At 60.1% G+C, this 23,123-nt stretch carries 22 protein-coding genes; 9 read left to right on the top strand and 13 right to left on the bottom strand.

Going from position 1 to position 23,123, the window contains the following annotated elements; all coding sequences use genetic code 11:
- Positions 1-96 precede the first annotated feature (96 nt).
- The 6 genes from dinB to LG290_RS03110 all read right to left on the bottom strand — a co-directional run bounded on the left by dinB (position 97) and on the right by LG290_RS03110 (position 7,373).
- On the bottom strand, positions 97-1,092 hold the full coding sequence (gene dinB / locus LG290_RS03135) for a DNA polymerase IV (RefSeq protein ID WP_499837012.1): 996 nt from the start codon (positions 1,090-1,092) through the stop codon (positions 97-99).
- Between the two features lie 150 nt (positions 1,093-1,242).
- A complete protein-coding gene (locus LG290_RS03130; RefSeq protein WP_499836215.1) occupies positions 1,243-2,067 on the bottom strand; it encodes an ABC transporter permease in 825 nt (274 codons plus the stop codon).
- A gap of 3 nt (positions 2,068-2,070) precedes the next feature.
- Complete coding sequence (locus tag LG290_RS03125; protein ID WP_499836214.1) at positions 2,071-3,321, bottom strand: ABC transporter permease; 1,251 nt, start codon at positions 3,319-3,321, stop codon at positions 2,071-2,073.
- 94 nt (positions 3,322-3,415) lie between these two features.
- On the bottom strand, positions 3,416-4,477 hold the full coding sequence (locus tag LG290_RS03120; RefSeq protein WP_499836213.1) for an ABC transporter substrate-binding protein: 1,062 nt from the start codon (positions 4,475-4,477) through the stop codon (positions 3,416-3,418).
- Positions 4,478-4,591: 114 nt separating this feature from the next.
- A complete protein-coding gene (locus LG290_RS03115; protein WP_160417433.1) occupies positions 4,592-5,710 on the bottom strand; it encodes an ABC transporter ATP-binding protein in 1,119 nt (372 codons plus the stop codon).
- A gap of 169 nt (positions 5,711-5,879) precedes the next feature.
- The gene (locus LG290_RS03110) at positions 5,880-7,373 is read right to left on the bottom strand and encodes a protein adenylyltransferase SelO (RefSeq protein ID WP_160417434.1); all 1,494 of its coding nucleotides are present in this window, start codon (positions 7,371-7,373) and stop codon (positions 5,880-5,882) included.
- 162 nt (positions 7,374-7,535) lie between these two features.
- On the opposite strand from LG290_RS03110, the gene LG290_RS03105 reads away from it, so the two are divergent.
- Positions 7,536-8,162 (top strand): DNA-3-methyladenine glycosylase, encoded by a 627-nt coding sequence (locus LG290_RS03105; protein ID WP_499836212.1) that lies wholly within the window; start codon positions 7,536-7,538, stop codon positions 8,160-8,162.
- On the opposite strand, the gene LG290_RS03100 is transcribed toward LG290_RS03105, so the two are convergent.
- Positions 8,159-9,049 (bottom strand): NAD-dependent protein deacetylase, encoded by an 891-nt coding sequence (locus tag LG290_RS03100; RefSeq protein WP_499836211.1) that lies wholly within the window; start codon positions 9,047-9,049, stop codon positions 8,159-8,161. The two genes, LG290_RS03105 and LG290_RS03100, sit on opposite strands and share 4 nt — an antisense overlap.
- Before the next feature lie 180 nt (positions 9,050-9,229).
- Between LG290_RS03100 and LG290_RS03095 the strand changes: the two genes are divergently transcribed.
- The 8 genes from LG290_RS03095 (at position 9,230) to LG290_RS03060 (ending at position 17,490) form a co-directional block, all read left to right on the top strand.
- Positions 9,230-10,438 carry an E22 family MetX-like putative esterase gene (locus tag LG290_RS03095; protein WP_499836210.1) on the top strand — a complete coding sequence of 403 codons (1,209 nt, stop codon included), beginning with the start codon at positions 9,230-9,232 and terminating at the stop codon, positions 10,436-10,438.
- A gap of 140 nt (positions 10,439-10,578) precedes the next feature.
- Positions 10,579-11,679 (top strand): pyridoxal phosphate-dependent aminotransferase, encoded by a 1,101-nt coding sequence (locus tag LG290_RS03090; RefSeq protein ID WP_499836209.1) that lies wholly within the window; start codon positions 10,579-10,581, stop codon positions 11,677-11,679.
- Between the two features lie 47 nt (positions 11,680-11,726).
- The gene (locus LG290_RS03085; RefSeq protein ID WP_499836208.1) at positions 11,727-14,522 is read left to right on the top strand and encodes a monovalent cation/H+ antiporter subunit A; all 2,796 of its coding nucleotides are present in this window, start codon (positions 11,727-11,729) and stop codon (positions 14,520-14,522) included.
- Positions 14,522-14,860: a Na+/H+ antiporter subunit C gene (locus tag LG290_RS03080; RefSeq protein ID WP_499836207.1), complete on the top strand. Its 339-nt coding sequence runs from the start codon at positions 14,522-14,524 to the stop codon at positions 14,858-14,860. Before LG290_RS03085 ends, LG290_RS03080 begins: the two co-directional genes overlap by 1 nt.
- Positions 14,857-16,380: a monovalent cation/H+ antiporter subunit D gene (locus LG290_RS03075; RefSeq protein ID WP_499836206.1), complete on the top strand. Its 1,524-nt coding sequence runs from the start codon at positions 14,857-14,859 to the stop codon at positions 16,378-16,380. The genes LG290_RS03080 and LG290_RS03075 overlap by 4 nt, the downstream gene beginning before the upstream one ends.
- Complete coding sequence (locus tag LG290_RS03070; RefSeq protein WP_499836205.1) at positions 16,377-16,883, top strand: Na+/H+ antiporter subunit E; 507 nt, start codon at positions 16,377-16,379, stop codon at positions 16,881-16,883. The genes LG290_RS03075 and LG290_RS03070 overlap by 4 nt, the downstream gene beginning before the upstream one ends.
- On the top strand, positions 16,880-17,149 hold the full coding sequence (locus LG290_RS03065; protein WP_114486265.1) for a K+/H+ antiporter subunit F: 270 nt from the start codon (positions 16,880-16,882) through the stop codon (positions 17,147-17,149). Before LG290_RS03070 ends, LG290_RS03065 begins: the two co-directional genes overlap by 4 nt.
- Positions 17,146-17,490 (top strand): Na+/H+ antiporter subunit G, encoded by a 345-nt coding sequence (locus LG290_RS03060; protein ID WP_227842113.1) that lies wholly within the window; start codon positions 17,146-17,148, stop codon positions 17,488-17,490. The genes LG290_RS03065 and LG290_RS03060 overlap by 4 nt, the downstream gene beginning before the upstream one ends.
- Before the next feature lie 112 nt (positions 17,491-17,602).
- On the opposite strand, the gene LG290_RS03055 is transcribed toward LG290_RS03060, so the two are convergent.
- The 6 genes from LG290_RS03055 to LG290_RS03030 form a co-directional block, all read right to left on the bottom strand.
- Positions 17,603-18,649: a histone deacetylase family protein gene (locus tag LG290_RS03055; protein ID WP_499836204.1), complete on the bottom strand. Its 1,047-nt coding sequence runs from the start codon at positions 18,647-18,649 to the stop codon at positions 17,603-17,605.
- 25 nt (positions 18,650-18,674) lie between these two features.
- Positions 18,675-19,952: a TRAP transporter large permease gene (locus LG290_RS03050; protein WP_160417443.1), complete on the bottom strand. Its 1,278-nt coding sequence runs from the start codon at positions 19,950-19,952 to the stop codon at positions 18,675-18,677.
- Positions 19,949-20,494, bottom strand: a complete 546-nt coding sequence (locus LG290_RS03045; protein ID WP_499836203.1) for a TRAP transporter small permease — start codon at positions 20,492-20,494, stop codon at positions 19,949-19,951. The genes LG290_RS03050 and LG290_RS03045 overlap by 4 nt, the downstream gene beginning before the upstream one ends.
- A gap of 82 nt (positions 20,495-20,576) precedes the next feature.
- Entirely contained in the window at positions 20,577-21,653 is a 1,077-nt protein-coding gene (gene dctP / locus LG290_RS03040) for a TRAP transporter substrate-binding protein DctP (RefSeq protein ID WP_499836202.1), read from the bottom strand.
- Between the two features lie 79 nt (positions 21,654-21,732).
- Positions 21,733-22,674, bottom strand: a complete 942-nt coding sequence (gene lhpI, locus LG290_RS03035) for a bifunctional Delta(1)-pyrroline-2-carboxylate/Delta(1)-piperideine-2-carboxylate reductase (RefSeq protein ID WP_499836201.1) — start codon at positions 22,672-22,674, stop codon at positions 21,733-21,735.
- 1 nt (position 22,675) lies between these two features.
- A complete protein-coding gene (locus tag LG290_RS03030) occupies positions 22,676-23,032 on the bottom strand; it encodes a RidA family protein (protein WP_499836200.1) in 357 nt (118 codons plus the stop codon).
- Positions 23,033-23,123 lie beyond the last annotated feature (91 nt).

Genomic DNA, 23,123 nt, shown 5'->3' with positions numbered 1-23,123 from the left:
CTCGTGATTGGCAAGTGAATCCAAAGGCTATCATACGACTGTTTTAACGCCAGCCTTCAAAAACTATCTTCAAAACTATTATCGTCAAAACTGTCGTCAAAACAGGGAAAGCTGCGCCTCGGCACTCACGTCGGCCAGACGGTAGCCCACTCCCAACAAGCGTACCGGCTTGCTGCCTCTTTGCCAGCCCACTTCCAACAGCGTCTCGAACTGCGCCAGGCTCGACACTGGAGCAACATGTTCCACCGTGGTCTGGGTGAAGTCGTTGAATTTCACCTTGAGGATCAGTCCGCGTATATCGCGTGGCGGGGCAAGTCGCCCATGGCGGGCATCCAGATCGGCAAGCAGCTCCGGCAGGCATGCTCGGCAGGCGGCCAGATCGGGCAAGTCTTGCGAATAGGTATGCTCGGTGCTTACCGACTTGCGTTCGCGCGAGGTGCGTACCGGCTGGTCGTCACGGCCCCAGCCGAGTTCATGCAAGCGATGCCCGAAGCGACCGAAATGCTCCACCAGCTGAGCCAGCGAACGGCGGCGTAAATCAGCGCAGGTGGCGATCCCCAATTCCGCGAGTTTTTCCGCGGTACGTGGCCCCACCCCGTTGATACGTTTGACAGAAAGCGCCTGGACGAAGGCATCTACCTCCTCCGGAGGAATCACGCACAAGCCATCGGGTTTGTGCCAGTCGCTGGCCACCTTGGCCAGAAACTTGTTGGGCGCCACCCCGGCCGAGACAGTAATGCCCACTTCGCTTACGACCCGATGACGTATCAGCTGCGCAATTCGCGTGGCACTGCCTTGGTAAAGCGTCGTGTCACTGACATCCAGAAACGCCTCATCCAGCGACAGTGGCTCGACAAGTTCGGTAACATCGCGATAGATGGCGAAAACCTGACGCGCCACGGCCTTGTACTTGGCCATATCCCCGCGCATGAGGGTCAAGTGCGGGCAGCGCTTGAGCGCCTGGGCGGTGGACATGGCGGAATGGATACCGAACCGGCGCGCCGGATAGTTGCAGGTGGCAATCACCCCGCGCCGCTCGATACTCCCGCCGATTGCCAGTGGCATATCGCGCAGCGCGGGGTTGTCGCGCATCTCCACCGCGGCGAAGAAACAGTCACAATCGCAATGAATGATCTTGCGCCGGCTAACGTCCTGGTTCACTCCCTGACCCTGACAAGCTGTACATAATCACAGACTACCACGAATCAGGAATAGTGAAAGAGACGTCATAATCAAGCTTGATCAAGGCGCGGCCTTGAGCCTCTCGCTGCGCCGACGCAGAAACTCCATGGTAATCAACAGCAATGTCGAAAGCAGGATCAGAATGGTAGCCATCGCGGCGATGGCCGGGCTGATATTCTCGCGAATCCCGGAAAACATCTGGATCGGCAGGGTACGCTCGGTGGGGCTGGCAATGAACAGCGCCACCACCACTTCATCAAAGGAAGTGGCGAAGGCGAACAACCCGCCGGAAACCATGCCCGGCACGATCTGCGGCAACACCACGGTGAAGAATACCCGAACCGGGTTGGCACCCAGGCTTGCCCCCGCGCGCATCTGATTGAAATCGAACCCCTGCAAGGTGGCATTCACGGTGATTACCACGAAAGGCACCCCCAGGACAGTATGCGCCAGCACCAGCCCCGTGTAGGAGTTGAGCAAGCCCACCTGAGCGAAGAAGAAATACATGCCCACCGCCACGATGACCAGCGGCACCACCATGGGCGAGATCAGAAGCGCGAGGATTAGGCCCTTGCCGGGGAAGTCCGCACGATTGAGCCCTACCGCCGCCAAGGTGCCGAACGTCATGGCCAGCAATGTCGCCAGCGGCGCCACGATCAAGCTATTCTTGAGCGATTCCATCCACGGACCGTCACTGAAAATTTCTTCGTACCAGCGCAACGAGAAACCGGGCAGCGGATAAGTGAGAAAGGAGCCGCTGCTGAACGACAGCGGAATGATTACGAAGACCGGTGCAATCAGAAACAACAGGACCAGGCCGCAGGAACCGCGGAATATCCAGAACCAAAGCTTTTCCACCGGTGAGGCATAAGGAGGCAAGGCCATCACTTAACTCCTGATCAGCTGTTTGCGGTTTACCAGACGGTGGTAAACCAGATAGAGCAATAAGGTCAACGCCAGCAGGATGCTACCCAGTGCCGCTGCCATGCCCCAGTTATTGGTGGTATTGGTATAGTAGGCCACGTAATAGCTGACCATCTGGTCCGCTGGGCCACCCACCAGGGCCGGAGTGATGTAGTAACCCAACGCCATAATGAACACCAGAATGGTACCTGCCGCCACCCCGGAAATCGTCTGTGGCGCATAGACCTGCCAGAAGGCGGCAAAAGGATGCGCCCCCAACGATACCGCCGCGCGTTGATAGCTGGGCGAGATACCCTTCATCACGCTGTAAAGTGGCAATATCATGAACGGTAGCAAGATATGCACCATGGCAAAGAAAACCCCGATGCGGTTGAACACCAACTGCAACGGCGTGTCGATTATCCCCGTAGCGATCAAGCTCTGGTTTATCAGGCCATTGGATTGCAACAGGATGATCCAGGCTGCCGTGCGTACTAGAAGCGAGGTCCAGAACGGCAAAAGCACCAGTATCATCAACAGATTGCTGGTCTTGGGCGGTAACGTCGCCAACAGATAGGCCAGCGGAAAGCCCAGCGCCAGGCAGATCAAGGTCACCCCACCGGCAATCACCATGGTGCGCTTGAATACCGACTGATAGATGCGATCCTGAGCATCGATGCGCTGAATCTCACCGTCGGCACCACGCTCCAGGTCCAGCGATGCCAGGACATAACGATCCGTGACCGGCGGTGACGCTCGCTGAATCTCGCGCCAAGTGGTGGTTTCGCCCCATGCCGGATCGATCTCGATCAGGGTCTGCGTCCAGTTCTCGCTGCTCGCCGGAAGTCCCCGCAGGGTACGCATCAACAAACCGCGATACTGGTTATCTTCATAGTTGAGACGCCGACCGACCTTGCCCAATCCTCCGCCACGCCGTGAGTCGCGCAACTCAGCGGCGAACGCCGCCAAGGTGGCTTCTTCCGGAAGGTCGCTGCCATCCCATTGCTGCAACCCGGCCACGGTTCTTGGCATGACCGATTCAAGCTCGGTGTTATCCACGCTACGCCACAGCATGCTGCCGATGGGAAGCACAAAGACCACGATCAAGAACAGGGCGAGCGGCGCTACCAGACCGATGGCCTTGAACTTGCGCAGCCGATCGGCACGCTTGAGCTGTTTTTTGAGATTAGCTTCAGGCGGAGCCTCCGGCCTCGCTGCTACCGCATTTGTGCTCATGCCACCCCCAGCGAAGAATATGATGACGCCCCGGCAGAGCCGTGACGTTCAAGAGAAGGGGCAGCGGCCCGAAGACCGCTGCAGGCGCCTTGAATCAGTGTGTCGCCCAGGCGTTGAAGCGTTGTTCCAACTGTTCGCCGTAATCCACCCAGAAGCCTGTGTTGATGGCAAGGGCGCCTTCCAGGTTGTCGGCATGCGTCGGCATGCGCCGAGCTTGCTCTTCATCGAGCTGGTCGATGGCGTCCGGATGCACCGGGCCATAGGGAATTTCGCTGGAATATACCGCCTGATTTTCGGGCTGGCTGGCGAATTCGATGAACTGATAGGCCTCATCCACGTTATCGCTGCCCGAGACAATCGCCCAATAATCCAGGTCGTAGAGACTGCCGTCCCAGACGATTTCCAGGTTATTGCCCTCTTCCTGGGCGGCGGCGATGCGGCCGTTGTAGGAAGAGGTCATCACCACGTCACCGGCGACCAGCCACTGAGGCGGTTGAGCTCCGGCTTCCCACCACTGGATGTGATCCTTGAGTTCATCGAGCTTGGCGAAAGCACGGTCAACGCCTTCCTCGGTCATCAAGACGTCATAGACTTCTTCGTTGGGCACTCCATCGGCCATCAGCGCAAATTCCAGGGTGTACTTGGCACCGCGACGCAAGCCACGGGTGCCCGGAAAGTCTTCCACATTCCAGAAATCCTCCCAGGAAGCTGGAGCGGCCTCCAGGGCATCGGCATCGTAGGCAAGTACCGTGGACCACACGAAGGAGCCAACCCCGCATTCATCAAAGGCTGAATCGATCAATACATCGCCAAGCCCCAGACGCTGCCAGTCGATAGGTTCGAACAACCCTTCGAAACAGCCGCGCACCATTTCGGGCGACTCCATTTCCACCAGATCCCAGCTGACGTTACCGGTCTCGACCATGGCGCGGATACGGGAAAGCTCACCGTTATAATCGCCAGGGGTGAGTTCGATGCCGGTCTTTTCCTCGAAGGGCCCGTAGTAAGCCTTTTGCATGGCATCGCCGGAGGCGCCACCGAAGGAGATCACGGTCAATGCCTGCGCACCGGCGGATGCTGCCAGCCCCGCTGTCAATAAACCACTAACCGCCACACTACGGGCCAGACGGGTACGCATAAGGTTGTTTTTTTTCATGCCATTCTCCTGGTCGCAAGCGACCTTTCATGGGTATCGAAAGTGCACGTTGGAAGTCGTGCGGTGGACAATTTTTGTTCTGTAAAGCTAAGCGGTTAGACAAAAAACCAGCTATCAGGAAGCGTTCAAGGCGCGAACATCTTCGTTTCGCCAACCGAGTTCCACGATATCGCCCGGCTGCAAGCGGCTGGAAAAATCATCCACGGGAACGCGAGCCACGAAATCATCGTTGCCTGCCAGCTCGCAGCGCACCCTCAGGTGATCACCCAGGTAGATGAATTCGTGCACCTTGCCTTGGAGGCGATTGGGAAGTTGGGTCGCGGCACCGTTGAGTTTGACTCGTTCGGGGCGGATCGAAAGCCGGGTGGCATCGCCTTGCGCAAGATTCGGGCCGAGCAGCGCCCCGGTGCTGAAACCTTCGCCGAAACTCACCCGGCAATCACGCCCCTGTACCGACTCGACACGACCGGGCAGCGTATTGTTCTCACCGATGAACTGGGCCACAAAAGCGTTGGCAGGGAATTCGTAAAGATTGGTAGGGGTGTCGATCTGCTGGATGACGCCATCGTTGAAGACCGCCACTCGGTCGGACATGGTCAAGGCTTCGCTTTGATCATGGGTCACGAAAACCACCGTCAGCCCGAGCTGTTTGTGAAGATGCTTTATCTCCAGCTGCATTCGCTCGCGCAACTGCTTGTCCAAGGCACCTAGAGGCTCATCCATCAAGATCAATTGCGGCTCGAACACCAGCGAACGAGCCAATGCCACCCGTTGCTGCTGGCCGCCTGAAAGTTGTGTCGGGCGCCGCTTGGCGAATTCCCTGAGCTGAATCATGTCGAGAATGTCGGATACCTTACGCTCGATTTCGGCGGCAGGCAGGCGGCGGGTTTTCAGCGGGTAGCGAATATTTTCTTCCACCGTCATATGCGGGAAAAGCGCATAGTTCTGAAACACCATGCCGAAGTTACGCTTATGGGGCGGCACGCTATTGAGGCGCTGGGACTCGAGGAAGATATCGCCGCTGGTAGGTACTTCAAAACCGGCCAGCATCATCAGGCAGGTAGTCTTGCCGGAGCCTGAAGGCCCCAGCAAGGTAACGAATTCTCCCTTATGAATGGAAAGATTGAGATCCTTGACGACCAGATTTTCGCCATCGTAAGTCTTCTGTACGGCGTCAAAGCGAACCAAGGGTGTCGAGTGATCGGAACTGGAAAGATTCGTATTAGTCGGCATCGATTTTCCCGCGGCGTGAAGGTGGCGCGGTGACGTCATAAAATTCAGACGATCACGCAAAATTTCTACATTAAAAGCTAAGCGTCGACACCTCTGACGTCAAGTAGATTAGCTCAGCTCCTTTTACAGTGTTTCAACGCAAGGCCGCGTCAGCGCTTTACCACCTGATTCAAGTGCCGCAGAAAGTACGTAGCACTTCTTGACTGGGCGCAGGCGGAACGGCCCAGTCACGTGCCTGCTGAGTATCTTCGAACGGCCGTGTCACCAAAGCCAACAATGTTTCGAAGGGAGTGAAATCTTCTTGCTCCACGGCAGCGGCGATCACCTCTTCCACCCGGTGGTTGCGCGGAATGATCAAAGGGTTGGCGTGGCGCATTCGAGCCAGGGTGGCCGGTGTGGGGGTGGCATGTTCCTGACGATGGGTTTGCCACCGCGAAAGCCAGGCTTCAAGTGGCTCGGGGGCTTGGGTAAGCGCCAAGAGGGCTTCATGGGCGGCCCGCCGGGCATTGTCGTCTTCGCTGGCTGCCAGCTGGTATAGCCGATCGAAACTCAAGGTGAAGTCCATCCACCCGGCCTGCATGAGCTCCAGAAAGTCATCACCCAGGGAAAGCGCCTCAGGGTCGTCTTTTTCAAGGCCCAACTTGGCGCTCATGATGACCTGGCGTTGCGCCTGAAAATGCTCGGGGAAGCTCTGAAGGACCTGCGTCGCCCTTTCCACGGCTCGGTCACCGTCATTATCGATCAGCGGCAGCAGGGTTTCCGCCAGGCGAGCCAGGTTCCACTGGGCGACAGTCGGCTGGTTGTGGTAAGCATAGCGCTTGCCTTCATCGATCGAGCTGAAGACGGTCTCGGCATGATAACGGTCCATGAACGCACAAGGACCGTAATCGATGGTGTCTCCAGCCACGCTCATGTTGTCGGTGTTCATCACCCCATGAATGAAACCGACGCCCATCCATTGCGCCACCAAAGCCGCTTGGCGTTGCAAAATGGCATCGAACAAGGCTAGGTAACGTTGATCGTTCGGCAGTTCGCCAAGCTCGGGATAATGACGTTCGATGCTGTGCTCGGCCAGCTCCTGCAGGCTCTTCTCATCGCCTACGTAGGCCAGAAACTGGAAGGTGCCGATCCGAATGTGGCTGGAGGCCACCCTAGTCAACACCGCACCGGGCTCAAAGGTTCGCCGATGTACCCGTTCGCCGGTGGTCACCGCCGCCAGCGCTCGAGTGGTGGAAATCCCCAAGGCGTGCATGGCTTCGCTGACCAGGTATTCACGCAGCACCGGACCCAGCGGTGCGCGGCCATCGCCACCTCGGGAGAACGGCGTGCGCCCGGCACCTTTGAGTTGAATGTCACGCAGCCGCCCTTCCCCATCGCGCACCTCACCCAGCAACAGGGCGCGGCCATCGCCCAATTGAGGAACGAAGGTACCGAACTGATGCCCGGCATAGGCCATGGCCAAAGGATCGGCACCGGGAGGCAGTTGATTGCCGCTCACCCACTTGGCCAATTGTTCGGGGTCAGGCGACTCTTTCATTCCCAGTTGCTGGGCAAGCGGTGCATTGAATGCAATCAAGCGTGGCGCAGGCACCGGGGTAGGATCGCAGGCCGTCCAGCAACGCTGTGGCAACTGCCGATAATGGTGTTCGAAATCAAGGAACATGAGCATCTCCTGTTGTCGTATTGACTGTGCATATACGCATTAGCCTAACAGACATACCCGAGTGGCCAAGTCAGGCTTTCCGTCCCAGAAAAATCAGGCGGAATAAAAGTACCCAGCCTAGACGAGTCACTGCTAGAAAGCCGTTTCCCAAGGAGTGCTTAAATGCCTGCCACGCTTGCGATACCACCCCATATGACCCCGCTCTCGCGCGACTTCTATGCCCGCGACACCCTGGTGGTCGCCGAGAATCTGCTGGGATGTCATGTGGTTCGCGAGCTGGAAAGCGGTCTGCATTTGATGGCACGTATCGTCGAAGTGGAGGCTTACATGGGCCCGCATGACAGTGCCTGCCATGCCGCCAAGGGGCGTACCGCGCGCACGGAAGTGATGTTCGGCCCACCCGGCCATGCCTATGTATATCTGATCTACGGCATGCACCACATGCTCAACTTCATCACTTTGCGTGACGGTTATCCGTGTGGCGTCCTGCTGCGTGCCGTGGAACCGGTGCTGGGGGAGCCGCAAATGCGCCTGCTACGCTCCGCCAAAGGCAAGCAACTTAGCAATGGGCCGGGCAAGCTGACACGAGCGCTGGGTGTGGATAAATCGCTTTATGGCCACGACCTGACCTTGGGAACTCAGCTATGGGCCAGCCCTCGATCCGCTGGTTTCAAACCACAGATCGCCCATGGCCCCAGGGTGGGTATCGGTTACGCCGAATCCGAACATCGGGAAGCCCCTTGGCGGTTGTGGTTAAAAGGCAATGAATGGGTGTCTAAAGCCCGCTAGGTGGACTGCAGGCATTTGACCGTCGCTTCCAGGACCGGGGTCAAGGGGGCGTTCAATTTGAGCGATAACAGGGGGTCGGCGCGGGTAACCCCCAGATTGAGCGCGGCCAGGGGAAGCTTGCGGGCGTGGGCATGGCGAAAGAAGCGGTAACCGGAAAACACCATCAAGGACGTGCCCACTGCCAGAACCGCATCGGCTCGGTCGAGTGCGGCTTGAGCCTGTTCACGCCTTAATGCCGGCACCACGTCACCGTAAAACACCACATCGGGTTTGAAGATACCGCCACAGCGCGGGCAGTCATGTACCTGGAAGGTATTGAAGTCGGTTTCAAGGTCGGCGTCGCCGTCTGGAGCATGGCCGGCATCCAGGGCGGCAAAGGCCGGGTTCAAGTGGGCCATTTCCGCATGCAGGGCATGGCGCATCATGCGGTAATCGCATTGCATGCAGACCACCAGATCCGCTCGTCCATGCAGGTCCACCACCCGCCGCGAGCCGGCGCGCTGATGCAGGCGGTCGACGTTCTGGGTCACCACTTGCTCCACATGGCCCAAGGCTTCCAGCTGCGCCAGTGCCTGATGAGCACCCCCCACCTTGGCATCGCTCAGCGCCTTGAATCCCACCAGGGCGCGTGCCCAATAGCGTTGACGAACGCTGTGGGAACCCATGAAATCAGCATGCTGTACCGGCGGCGGGCGCTTCCATTGTCCAGCCGCATCGCGGTAGTCGGGAATACCGCTATCGGTACTCACGCCCGCCCCGGTAATCACCCACAGCCTGGGATGGCGCTGCACAAATTCCACCAAGGCCTCGCTGGCCGCATGCACGTTATCGGTAGTAAAAGCGCTAGGCTCTGGCAAGACATGGCCCTCGAAACAATAGGAGTTCATCTGTATGACAGCTGATCATGGCGCAAGGTGCCAAAGCTGGCATTTTAACTGAATGCTCGCGTTGAACCTGAATCCCCAGGCTCGACTATGCTGGGATCACGGGATAACAACCACGACGCTCATCACCTGAAAGGAGCCATTATGGCCTGGTTTTCTGGATCTAGCGGTTTGGCGAATGATGTGAATTTTTCTGCCCAGCGCCCGGCTGCGTCGTTGATATGGGGAATGCTTGTAGGCGCCGGTCTGCTGGCCTCCCAATCCGCCTACGCCTGGGACGGCGTAGTGGAAAAACAGCTATTCGAGATGGAGGAATACGCAACGCAGGGCGGTGACACCATCCAGGATCTCAAGGTGGGCTGGGAAGCTTACGGCACTCTCAATGAAGCCCGTGACAACGTCATTTTAATTACCCATTTCTTCTCCGGCACCAGCCATGCCGCCGGTCGTTACCAAGAGGATGGCGACAACAACGGCTATTGGGATTCAATCATCGGCCCTGGCAAGCCGCTGGATACCGACCGCTACTACATTATCTCTTCGGATACCCTGGTCAACCTCAATGCCCACGACCCCAATGTCACCACTACCGGGCCGGCCTCGATCAACCCGGCTACCGGCGAGCCCTGGGGGATGGCGTTCCCCATGGTCACCATTCGCGATTTCGTCGAGGTGCAGCGTGAGTTGCTGGAAAGCCAGGATATCGACCAACTGCATGCCGTGATGGGCGCCTCCATGGGGGCCTTGCAGGCCATCGAATGGGCCAGTGCCTACCCGGACAAGGTGGAACGCTTGATTTCAGTGATCGGCGCCGGCGTCACCGATCCTTGGTTGCTGACGAAGCTCGGCACCTGGGCGGCGCCCATTCGCCTGGATGCCAACTGGAACGAAGGCGATTATTACGATGATCACCCCCCCCTGGATGGGTTAAAGGAAGCACTCAAGCTGGTCACCATCGATGCCAATCATCCGGAATGGTTCAACGACACCTTTGATCGCAGCTGGGCGGAACAGAACGCTGACCCTGCACGCAATATCAACGCCCGTTATGCCCTCGAGAAGACCCTGGATGAGCTTGCCGCCGCTCGCGCGGAACAGTCCGACGCCAATCATCTGCTCTATCTGGTTCAAGCCAACCAGGCGTTCATTGCCGGCCACGGTGATAGCCTGGAACAAGGCCTCGCTGCAATCGATGCACCCACCTTCATGCTGTACAGCGAGAAAGACCTGATATTCACTCCCGAAGGCGTGCGCCGGACGGCGGAACTGATAGAAGCCGACGGCACCCAGGTGGATATTCAACCCTTGAAAGGTAACCGGGGCCATCTGGATGGTGTGGTGAGTATCGACCAGGCAAGCGAGCAACTGCGTGAATTTCTGGAGCAGGACTGAACGCCGCTAAAAACGCTACAGGATTGGCGTGACGACATCCCCCTCCCTGCTAGCGGCGTTGAAGCCAAGCGGGGAACTGCTTAGGCTGAGGCCTTGGCAAGATTCCCCGCTGCATCATTCATGAGATTCAGGATCGCATTATGCCCCGTTACCCCGCGCATTTGACCGGCTCCGGCCCCAACAATCCGTTTCCCGGCATCAAGGTGCTCGAGCGGCGTCTCGGCCATGAGATTCCCCATCGCCTGGGGTCGAACGAAGGTCTGGACATGCCTCATGCCGCGCTTCGGCGTCATTTCGGCGATGCCATGGTCGAGCATGTGTATTGTTATGGCGATTCGGAAGCCGTGGGCGTGCGCGAGCGGATAAGCCGCCAGCAGACGATCCCGTTCGATGCGCTGCTGGTGGATGCCGGTGCCGACAGCCTGATTGCCCTGACGTTGCGCACCGTCGCCGAACCCGGCACAACAGTGGTCAGCGCTCAAGGGACCTACCCCACCTTCGGATACTTTGCCCAGGGCCAAGGCTGCCGTCTGGTCGAAACGCCTTATCGTGAAGCCCCCGGTGTGCTGGCCCCGGATATCGATGCGCTATTGGAGACCGCCAAGCGCGAACAGGCCCGGTTGGTATATCTGGCCAACCCTGACAACCCCAGCGGCCACTTGCATCGTGACGAGGATATCCACCGCCTGCGCGCCGACTTGCCCAAGGATTGCTGGCTGCTGTTGGATGAGGCCTACCATGACTTTCGCGATGATGCCGAAAGCCCCTTTGCCTCTGAAGTGATTCCCGGTGTAATCCGCCTGCGCACGCTTTCGAAAGCGCATGGGCTGGCCGGCTTGCGTATCGGCTATGCAATTGCCGAACCGGACACCTTGGCCATGATGATGAAAGTCCGCATCCATTATGCAGTTTCAACCTTGACCCAGGCCGCGGCGGAAGTGGTGCTCGACCACCCCGAGGAGGTAAAGGCGCATATCCAGGCGGTAAAGACGCGTCGCACCCGGTTAGCTGCGCACTTTCAGGGGTTGGGGGCCGATGTCCTGCCCAGCGCCACCAACTTCATCGGCATTCGCCTGCCCAGTGCGGCGCTGGCCGAGCGCATCAACCGTGAATTGCTCGATGCCGGACGCTTGATCGCACGCCCGGTCAATCCAGCCTTGGGGCATATTCTGCGTATCACGGCAGTTGAGGACGCCCTGCAACCGGGGCGCCTGGCGATACTTGAAAACGCCTTGAAATAAAAAATTCGGGGCATCCTGATTAAAGCACCATGAGGGAGACAAGTCCCATGCCGCTTGCACTGATCATCCTGCTGCCCCTCACAGGCGCCTGTCTCCCCACGCTGATGCGGGGTCAGTCATCTCGCCTGCTGGCGTCGGTCTCGGCCCTCCCCGCCCTTTTCTCCCTGCTGCTGCTGCTCAGCTGGCTACCCCACGCCATGAGTGGCGGAGAGACCGTGGTCCAGCAGCTCGATTGGTTGCCGTCACTGGGCCTCAACGTGGCCTTCCGTCTCGACGGCCTGGGACTGCTCTTTGCTCTGCTGATCACCGGTATCGGCTGTCTAGTCCTGTTCTATGCGCGCTACTATTTCGAAGGCAGTAACACCTCGGCGCGCTTCTTCACCCTGATCCTGCTGTTCATGGCGGCCATGCTGGGCATCGTGCTCTCCGAGAACCTGCTGTTCCTGCTGGTATTCTGGGAGCTGACCAGCTTGGTCTCTTTCCTGTTGATCGGCTACCACACTCACGACCATGCAGCCCGGCTCGGGGCCCGCATGTCGCTGGTGATCACCAGCGGTGGTGGCCTGGCGCTACTTGGCGGCATCGTGCTGCTGGGCCATGCCGCCGGCAGCTACGAGCTCTCGGTAGTGCTCGACGCCGGCGAGCGCATCCGCGCCTACGAACACTACGGCCTGATGCTCAATCTGATCCTGCTCGGTGCCTTTACCAAGTCCGCCCAGTTCCCTTTCCACCTCTGGCTGCCCCACGCCATGACAGCGCCGACGCCGGTCTCCGCCTATTTGCACAGCGCCACCATGGTCAAGGCGGGACTGTTCCTGCTCGCTCGGCTGCACCCGGCGCTGGCCGATACCTCGCTGTGGTTCCACCTGGTCACCCTGACCGGCATGCTGACACTCATGGTGGGCGCCTTCGTGGCCATGTTCATGCACGACATGAAGGGGCTGCTGGCCTACTCCACGGTTTCCCACCTGGGATTGATCATGCTGCTGTTGGGCCTGGGCACCCCCATGGCGCTGGCGGCCGCTCTCTTCCATCTGGTATGCCACGCACTGTTCAAGGCGCCGCTGTTCATGATGGCGGGCTACGTGGATCGCGCTACCGGCACCCGCGACATGCGCCGAGTCAACGGCATGTGGCGTTTCATGCCCGTTCTGATGGTGCTGTCCGGCATCTCCGCCGCCGCCATGGCCGGCCTGCCGCTGATGAGCGGCTATCTGAGCAAGAAGATGCTGTTCACCGAGAGCCTGCTACTCTCCACCCCCGACTGGGCGGTTGTGGTGATTCCCCTCTGGGTGGCCCTGGCCGGGCTGTTCTCGGTGGCCTACTCGATCCGCATCTTCCATAACGTCTTCTTCAACGGTCGGCCGATCGACCTTCCGGTATGGCCGCCCGCCTCGCCGCGGCTGGCGGCCCTCTCGCCCATCGTGCTGCTGGCCCTGGCCACGCTGCTGGTGGGGCTGGTGCCGGAACACATCTATTCCGCCCTGATCCAGCCAGCCTTCAGCGCCGCGCGTCAGGCGCTTGTCGATTCCTACGATTTCTCGACACTGGGCGGCAGCGTGCCAATGCTCATGAGCCTGTTCGCCCTGGCCGGTGGCGTGCTCTTCTACCATTTCCGCGACCCCCTGTTCCGCCTGCACGCGCGGCTGCCCGAGGTCGATGCCAAGGAGATTTTCGACTGGATCATGCGCCGCGCCATCGCTCTCTCCCAGCGCCGCGTCTTCCAGCTCGAGAACGGCTCCCTGCAGCGCTACCTGAGCTTCATCTTGGCTACTGTGGTGGTGGTGGTCGGCATGGAGCTGCTCGCCGTCACCCACTGGGACGGCGGCGTGGCGCTCTCCCCGCTCGACCCCCTGACCCTGCTGGCAGCCATCCTGCTGTGCCTGGCGGCGATCGGCGTGACGGTCCATCACCATCGCCGCCTGCCGGCGTTGTTGCTGCTCGGCGTCACCGGGCTCTTCATCACCGTCACCTTCGCCCGCTTCTCGGCGCCCGACCTGGCCCTGACCCAGCTGATGGTGGAAGTGATGGCGGTGGTGATCATGATGCTGGCACTCTCCTTCCTGCCTCAAACCTCGCCCAGGGAATCGAGCGGCTTCAGGATGGGCCGTGACCTTACTATCGCCGTGCTGATGGGCCTTGGCGTGGCAGCCTTCAGCTTCGCCATCCTCACCCGTCCCCAGGAGACGATCTCCGACTTCTTCCTGGCCAACAGCGTCCCCGGCGGCGGGGGCACCAACGTGGTCAACGTCATCCTGGTGGACTTCCGCGGATTCGATACCCTGGGCGAGATTACCGTGCTGGGCATTGCCGCCGTAGCAGTGTTTGCCTTTACCCACGACCTGCACCTCAAGGCGCGCGTGGTCGAGACCAATCCCGCCCACTGGGTGGCCGAGCCGCACCCGATCATGCTCAGTACCGTGGCCCGGCTGGTGCTGCCCATTGCCCTGCTGGTCTCGGCCTATATCTTCCTGCGCGGCCACAACCTGCCCGGCGGCGGCTTCATCGCCGGGCTGATCACCGCAGCGGCGCTGACCCTGCAGTACATGGCCGGCGGCCTGGTATGGGCCCAGGAACGCATGCTGTCCCCTTTCCGGCCGCTGATCGGCGCCGGCCTGCTGACCGCCACCTTTACCGGCCTGGGCAGCTGGCTGTTCGGCTTTCCCTTTCTCACTTCGTCCCACGGTTACCTGCACCTGCCGCTGATTGGTGAATTCGAACTGGCCACCGCCATGCTCTTCGACCTTGGCGTCTACGCCACCGTGGTCGGCGCCACGCTGCTGATTCTGGCCAATCTCGGCAAGCTGATGACGGTGGCCGGCCCCGGCAAGGAGATCGGCTGATGGAACTGCTCTACGCAATCACGCTCGGCGTGCTGACCACCTGCGGGGTCTACCTGCTAATGCGGGCGCGCACCTTCACGGTCATCCTGGGACTCACCCTGCTCTCCCACGCAGTCAACCTCTACCTGTTCGCTTCGGGGCGCCTGGTCGCTGGCGCCCCGGCCATTGTCGGTCTGTCGCAGCGCTCGGCGGACCCGCTGCCTCAGGCTTTGGTGCTCACTGCCATCGTCATCGGCTTCGCAATGACCGCCTTCGTGGTGGTGCTGGCGCTCAAGGCCGCGGTGGAGTTACGCAATGACCACGTGGACGGCGAGAACCCTGAGGAAGATCGCGCATGAATCACGCCCTGATCTTGCCCATCCTGCTGCCCCTGCTGACCGGCGCCGGTCAGCTGCTGTTCTATCGGGCGCCTTTCGCCCTGCAACGCCTGCTGGGATTCGCCAGCACCGCCTGGCTGGTGCTGATGGGTATCTGGGCGTTGTCCACGGCCGGCTCGGGCGACTACCTGATCTACCAAGCCGGCGACTGGCCGGCGCCCTTCGGTATCGTGCTGGTCCTCGACCGCCTCGCCGCCATCATGCTGGCGCTGACCGCTGTGCTGGGGCTCTGCTGCCTGCTCTATGCCAGCAGCGGCACCGACCAGCGTGGTGCACACTTCCATGCGCTCTTCCAGTTCCAACTGGCTGGGCTCAATGGCGCTTTTCTGACCGGTGATCTGTTCAACCTCTTCGTATTCTTCGAGATCCTGCTGATCGCCTCCTATGCCTTGCTGCTGCACGGTGGCGGCCGCGCCCGCAGCCGTGCCGGCCTCCACTACGTAATCATCAATCTGGTGGGCTCCGCGCTCTTCCTGATCGCCTTGGGCACCCTCTACGGCCTCTCCGGCACCCTCAACATGGCGGACCTGGCCTTGAGGGTGGCAGAGGCTCCGCCGGAAGATGCGCCGCTGCTCGCCGCCGCTAGCCTAATCCTGCTGGTAGTTTTCGGCATCAAGGCCGCCATTCTGCCGCTGCTGTTCTGGCTGCCCCGCGCCTACTCGGCCGCCAGCGCCCCGGTGGCCGCGCTCTTTGCCATCATGACCAAGGTGGGCATCTATGCCATCCTGCGCATCTTCCTGCTGGTCTTTGCGCTGGGCGAGTCCCCGGTCGCCGCGACCGCCTGGGGCTGGCTGTGGCCGCTGGCGCTGCTGACCCTGGCATTGGGCGGCATCGGGGTGCTGGGTTCGGACAGCCTGCGCACCCTGACCGCCTACCTAGTGATTCTCTCGGTGGGCACCCTGCTGGCCTCCATTAGCCTCGGCACCGCAGCCAGCCTCGGCGCTGCCCTGTTTTACCTGATTCACAGCACCCTCATGGCCGCGGTCTTCTTCCTTCTAGCCGACCTCCTGGGCCAGCAGCGCGAGACCGGTTACGACCGCTTCTCGGCGACCGGCCCCATCGGGCATCGCTGGGTGCTGGGCACGCTGTTTTTCGTCGCCGCCATCGCCATGGCGGGCCTGCCGCCCTTCGCCGGCTTCGTCAGCAAGGCGTGGATCCTCCAGGCCAGCCTCGAGTCGGCCCAGGGGCTGTGGCTAGGGGGGGTGCTGCTGGCCTCGGCGCTGCTGGTGATTATCGCCGCCAGCCGCACCGGCAGCAGCTGGTTCTGGCGCCCCGGCGACATGGCCAAGCCCTACCCGCTTGAGCGCGCCCCCCTGGCACTGGTGTCCATCATGGTCGGTCTCAACGGTCTGCTGGCCATCTTCGGCGACCCGGTGATGGGCTATCTCGAGCTGACCGCCGAGCAGCTTCGCGCACCAGGCGGCTATATCGCCGCCGTGCTGCCGGAGGCCGGCATCTCACTGGAGGAAATCTCGCCATGAATCTTGCTTACCGACGCTGGCAATACTGGCTGCCGCGCCCGCTGTTCTCGCTGTTCCTGGCGCTACTGTGGTTGCTGATGGTCAACGAATTCAGCGCGGCTCACGCCCTGCTGGGGCTGGCCCTGGGCGTGGCCATTCCCTTCGTGACTCATGGCTTCTGGCCAGAGGAGGCGAAGATCAAGCGCCCCCTGCCGCTGGTGCGCTATCTCCTGGTGCTGCTGGTGGACATTCTGCGCTCGAATCTGGTGGTGGCCCTGCGCATTTTGCGCCCCGCCCGATACCTGAAACCGGCTTTCTTCAGCTACCCGCTCGCCCTGGATGACGACTTCGCCATCACCATCCTGGCCAGCACCATCTCGCTGACCCCCGGAACCGTTTCGATCCACTACGACGCCGAGGCCAACACCCTGCTGGTCCACGCCCTGCACCTGGAGAACGAAGCCGGGATGATTGCTGACATTCGTGAACGCTACGAGAAACCACTCGAGGAGATCTTCCGATGATTGCTGCCGTCATACCGGTGGCCATGGCACTCTTCGCCACCGCCGCTCTGCTCAACCTCTACCGACTGACCATCGGTCCCGACATTGTCGACCGGATCCTTGCGCTGGACACCCTGATGATCAACAGCATCGCCCTGATCGTACTGTCCGACATCTGGATGGGACTCGGCATGCTGTTCGAACTGGCCTTGCTGATCGCCCTGATGGGCTTCATCAGCACCGTGGCCATGAGCAAGTACCTGCTGCGGGGGGATGTGATCGAATGACCAGCATCGACATGCCGTGGTACCTGGAGCTTGTCATTGTCGCCTTCCTGCTATTCGGTGCCTTGGTGGCGCTGATTGGCTCTTGGGGACTGGCCAAGCTACCCGACTTCTATACCCGGCTCCACGGCCCGACCAAGGCCAGCACCCTAGGCGTCGGCTGCACCCTGATCGGCTCGCTGCTCTACTTCAGCCATCAGCAGGATGGCGTCTCCGTCCAGGAAGCCTTGGTGACAATTTTCCTGTTTGCCACCGCCCCGGTCAGTGCCCACATGATGGGCAAGGCTGCCCTCCGTCGACGCCTCAAGGGCATACAGGGCACCCGCAACATGCCCGACAGGTAGATATCCGCCGCCTGCGCGCCGACTTGCAGTGGAGGACGCATGCAGCCGGGGCGGCTTGCAATACTGGAAAACGCCTTGAAATAAAAGCTTTTTCACCTAGGCGACGTGGACATCAACCTACAGCTGCGCCTTGCTGGAACCCACGCATGAAAGCCGCCAGGTTGGCACTCAGATGTTCGGTGGGATAGCCGCCTTCCTGGACCAATACCATGGGCAGATCCAAGGCCGCCAGACGTTGGCCGATCTGGAAAAAGGCCTCGGTTTCCAGAACAAAACCGGCCAAAGGGTCATCCTTGTGAGCGTCCAGGCCCAGGGCCACCACCACCGCCTCGGGGCGATAGGCCGCCAATGCTTCCAGCAGCGTTTCCAGAGTGGCCAGGAACAGCGCACCGTCGCTGCCCAAGGGTAACGGCAAGTTGAGATTGCTTCCGTCGCCTTCGCCGCTACCAATTTCTGCCGCCCCGCCCCAGAAGAATGGATAGAACTGTGCCGGGTCGGCGTGTAGCGAGCCCGTCCATACATCGCCACGGGCATAGAAGATGTCCTGAGTGCCGTTGCCGTGATGCAGATCCACATCGACAATCGCCACGCGCTCAAAACGTTCGCGCAGCACCGTGGCCGCCAGTGCCGAGTTGTTCACGAAACAGAAGCCGCCAGCGCGGTCCGGCCCGGCATGATGACCCGGCGGGCGGCACAACGCATAAGCGTGGCGGTCACCGCTCAGCACCGCCTCCGCCGCGGCCTGGGCACTGACCGCACTGGCTAGAATACCCTTGAAGCTTCCGGCACTGATCGGACAGGCCATGTCATGCAGGTGCCAACCTGCCTGGCCGATAGGATGGTCGGGATAATGCCATCCGCCTCCGCATGGATGCACGTTGGGCATTACCATTTCCGAGGCTTGTGGCAATGCCTGCCAGCGCGCATGGATGGTTTCCAGGAAAGTGAGATAGCGCGGTGTATGGATACATTCCAGCCGCCTGCGCAACAGCGGACTATCGATCTGTGTCGGCGCGGTAAGCGATAACCCAACCTCGGCCAGCCCCTCGGACAACAGTACCGCGCGTTGCGGCCCTTCCGGGGAAGGCACCGGTTGGCCACGCAGCAAGAAGGTGGGCGGTGCGTGATATTCCTGGTCAGGATGGTAAAACAGCTTCATCGAATAATGTCCTTGCAGTGAGGCGCTACCCTAGCAGCGACGGTATCCAGGTCGACAGGGCCGGAAAAGCCGCCAATAACAAGATAACCCCGATAAAGGCCACATAAAATGGCAGTGAAGCGATGATGGCCCGCTCATAGGGCACCTCGGCAATACGTGCCGCCGTCATCAATGTCATGCCTACCGGCGGCGTCACATTGGAGATATTGAGCACCACGATCATCAGGATGGCGAAGTGCAAGGGATCAAACCCCAACTGAATCATCGCCGGCACCAGTACCGGCGCCACGACCACCAGCGCCGGCAGCACATCCATCACTGTGCCGATCAGCAACAACAATAGGCAGACCATCATCAACTGCAGAAAAGCCGAATCACTAAAGGTGGTGATGAGCCCCGACGCATCCCGAGCGATACCCGAACGCGTCACGAACCAGCCCAATACCGCCGAGGTCGCCAGCAGGAAGAACACCACACCCGAGAAGCGCACGGTCACCACTAACGAATCCCATATCTTGCGCCAAGTAAGGTTGCGGTAAAACACCACGCCGATAACGATGGTGTAGACGGCGGCGAATCCCGAGGCTTCGGTAATGGTGGTAAGGCCCGACAGGATACCGCCCAGAATGATCAACGGCACGATCATGGCGGGCAGCGCCAGCACGAACGACATCACCGCCACCTTAAAGGGTGTCGGCGCCTGCTTGGGGTAACCACGTTTCCAGGCCAGGAAAAAGCTCACGCCCAGCAAGGCGCCCGCCATCAATAACCCGGGAATAATCCCGCCGGCGAACAGGTCGATCACCGAAATATCGCGCAACAGGGTGGCATATACCACCATCACCACGCTTGGCGGAATGATGGGGCCGATTATCGATGAACAGGCGGTAATCGCCGCGGCATACTCAGCGTCGTATCCCTGTTTTTTCATCTCCGGAATCATGATCTTGCCGATGGCGACGGTATCGGTAATCGCCGCGCCGGTCAGGCCGGCGAAGAACACCGACACCGAGACATTGACATGGGAAAGCGCCCCGCGGACCCGCCCGAACAATGCATTATTGAAGTCGATCAGCTTATGAGTTAGCCCGCCCTGGTTCATCAGTTCGGCGGTGAAGATGAAATAAGGCACGGCGATGAGCAGAAAGCCCGAAACACCGGCAAACATGCGATCAGCGATGATGCCCAGCATGCGCTCCCCACCCATCGCAAACCCACCCGCCAGACCGGACATAGCCATGACCACGGCCACGGGTGCGCCGATCAATAACAACACCACAAAGGCCACCATTGCCGGCATCATGAGCGTTTCTCCCCTTCATTGGCCTTGATCAGTTCATCGAGTTGCGTCTCGTCATCGATGAAATGCTCCAGCAGATCGAACCCCTGCACCAGATGTAACAGGATGATCACCCCGGAAAGCGGGATCACGATAGCCGTGAACTTGCTGGGAATCTGAATCTGGTCGGATACCATGTAGACCTGTGTGGCGCCCTGGAAGTAGCTCCAGCCATACCACACCAACATCAATGCGAATAACGCAATCACCGCCAGACAGACCACCGCCGCTGCTGTCAGCAGTACCCGTGGCAAGCTACGCACCAGCAGGGTCATGGCCACATGCTCGCCATAGCGCAACGAGATCGTCATGGAGAGAAATCCAATCCAGGGCAGGAAAAGCCGTGCCAGTGAGTAGGTCCAGCTCAAGGTACTGCCGGTTGCCAGCTTGTACAGGAAAGCCGTAAAGGAGATGCCCAGCATGATCAGCACGCAGCCCACACACATCACGATGGCCGCCTGATTGACTGCATCGCTCAGGCGGCGAAGTGGCTGAAGTAAATGCATCAGATAACCTCACAGGCGACATCGACCGGCCGGCCCGGTCGGTCGGTCGGTCGGTCGATGGGTAGCGGATCGATATCAATCCTCAGCGGCCATAAATAGACACATCCGATTCGCTCACTTGCTCACCGACACGCGCCACTTCCTCGAGGAAGGCATCGACCTTGTCAGCTTCGATACCAAAGTCATTGACAATCCAGTCCCGCCATTCCGGACGTGCGATATCGGCCATGCGCTGACGCTCCTCGGTAGGCATGATGTAGCACTCCTCGAAGCGTTCACAGGACTCTTGCCAGCTGGCAGTGGCCAGAGCGCCTGACATGCCGTGACCGATCGCGACGGCTTCTCTCGCTGAGGTAAGAATCGCTTCTTGCTGCTCTTCGGTCAGCCCCTGGAACCAGTCCTCGCTGACCAGCCAGGCGGCGCTGTTGTAAACGTGCCCCGTCAGAGTGGTGTAATCGGTTACCTCATCGAAGTTGAAGGTAGTGTTGAGCACCGGGGCGTTGAACTGACCGTCGGCCAGGCCGGTTTCCAGGGCGGTAATTACCTCACCCCAGGGCAGCGGTGTCGCCGAAGCGCCCAACGCCTTCATGATCGCCACATGGCCGGGGTTTTCCTCGGTGCGGATGTTCAACCCTTCGAGGTCTTCCACCGTCTCGATCAGTCGCTCGTTGTTGGTGAAGGCCACGAAGCCACCGCCGTCATCGAAGGTGCCCAGATAACGCATGTTGGCTTCGTCGATGGTGCCGGACATGAAGTCGGCAAACCATTCACTATCAAAGAACGTCCAGGCCTGGCGCCAGTTGTCGAACAGGAAAGGGGCCGTCATTAGCTGGTAATCATCGTAAAACGACGACATGGCACCGGTCGTGATGATTGTCGATTGCAGGGAGCGCCCAGCCTGCACCTCGGAAGCGGTTTCCACTTCGGAGCCAAGCTGGCTACTACCGAAGATATTCACTTCCACTTCACCGTTGGTACGCATCTCGACCAGATTCTTGAAGTGCATCAAGGCCGGGTAGACTTCGTTGTTACTCATGTTCTCGGGCAGGATGGTGGCGATGGCCATTTCCGTGGATTGTGCCTGGACATGGGTACTGGCGATCGCCAAGGGCAAGGTTGCCATTGCTGCGATGAATGGTAAACGTTTTGTTGTTGTCATAACACACCTCATTCTAAGTGGAGTCGAACTTGCGTTATTACCCTTCAGGAAGGCACTTGGCTCAAGAGATCGCTCTCCCTCAGTGAGCGTCGGGTAGCGCCTCCCACACTTCAATGGCGGCAGCCAGATCCTCCAGCGACGCCCCTACTGACTTGAATAGCGTAATCGAGTCGGCCGAAGATCGACCGGCCTTTTCACCCTTGAGCACTTCTGCCAGCTCCGCTTGAATCTGGTCGAAACGGAAAGTTCCTTCCTCGATGGCCTGCAGGATATCGCCCGCTTCCCCCTTGGCACCGGCGTAGGTATCCACGAACACCTCGGCGCGGCGCAAGCATTGCGCATCGGTTTCGCGCATTTGCGGACGAAACGCACCGATCAGATCCAGATGAGTTCCCGGCGTGAGCCATTCCCCCTTGATCAGCGGCTGAGTGGAGAGCGTCACGCAGCTGACGATGTCTGCCTGGGCCACCGCGGTTCCCAGATTTCCAGCTACGGCGGTATCGAAGCGGTCGGCATAAATCTCGGCAATCGCGGCGGCTTTCTCGGGATTACGCCCCCACACCAGCACGCGCTTGATAGGGCGCACACTGGCGTGGGCTTCAATCACCATGGGCGCCAGCTTACCGGTACCCACGACGAGCAGCGTCGAAGCGTCTTCGCGAGCCAGTTCACGTGCGGCCAGGGCCGAGGCTGCCGCGGTTCGGCGACGGGTCAGTTCACTGCCATCGATGCAGGCCAGCGGTTGGCCGTGGGCGCCTTCGCTGAGCAGGTACAGACCGGAAATCGCCGGAATGCCGTGGTCTGCATTCTGCGGAAAGACGTTGACCACCTTCACGCCAATGTAACCGGCCTTTTCCCAAGCCGGCATCAACAGCATGGTGGCTTCGCCATCCGGGCGATGCATGGCGTGATGATGACGGGGCGGCGACTCGACACCCTGGGCAAAGGTGAGCGCCAGGCGCTCTATCAGGCCTTGCCACTCGAGGCATTCGGCGACTTCATCAGCGGAGACGACTCGCATGTCACGCCTCCGGCAGCGCGGCTATCACCATGATTTCCACTTTCCATTCGGGCTTGGCGAGTTTCGCTTCCACGGCGGCACGCACCGGCGGCCGACCGGGCGCTACCCAGGCATCCCAGGCTCTGTTCATCTCGGCGAACTCATCCATGCTGGTTACCCAGATCTGGGCGGAAAGCAGCTGATCTTTGGAGGTTCCCGCCTTGGCCAGCAACTCATCGATACGCGCCAGTACTTGCTCGGTCTGGCCATGCATATCGGCCCCGGTATCCGTCGGCACCTGGCCTGCCAGATACAGGGTTCCTTGGTGGATAGTCACTTGGCTCATGCGGGAGTTGCTGTCGTGGTAGCTAATGCTCATCGTCGGTCTCGCAAATTAAAGAAACACAGAAGTGATCTTTAAAGACTAGACCGAGGTAAAGCACTGCGCTTGCCCGAAGCTGCGAAAGATT

Source organism: Halomonas sediminis (assembly GCF_044871105.1).
In the GTDB taxonomy this organism is placed as follows: domain Bacteria; phylum Pseudomonadota; class Gammaproteobacteria; order Pseudomonadales; family Halomonadaceae; genus Vreelandella; species Vreelandella zhuhanensis.
The sequence above is the reverse complement of the archived record's forward strand: the minus strand, read 5'-3'. Positions and strand labels throughout refer to the sequence as shown.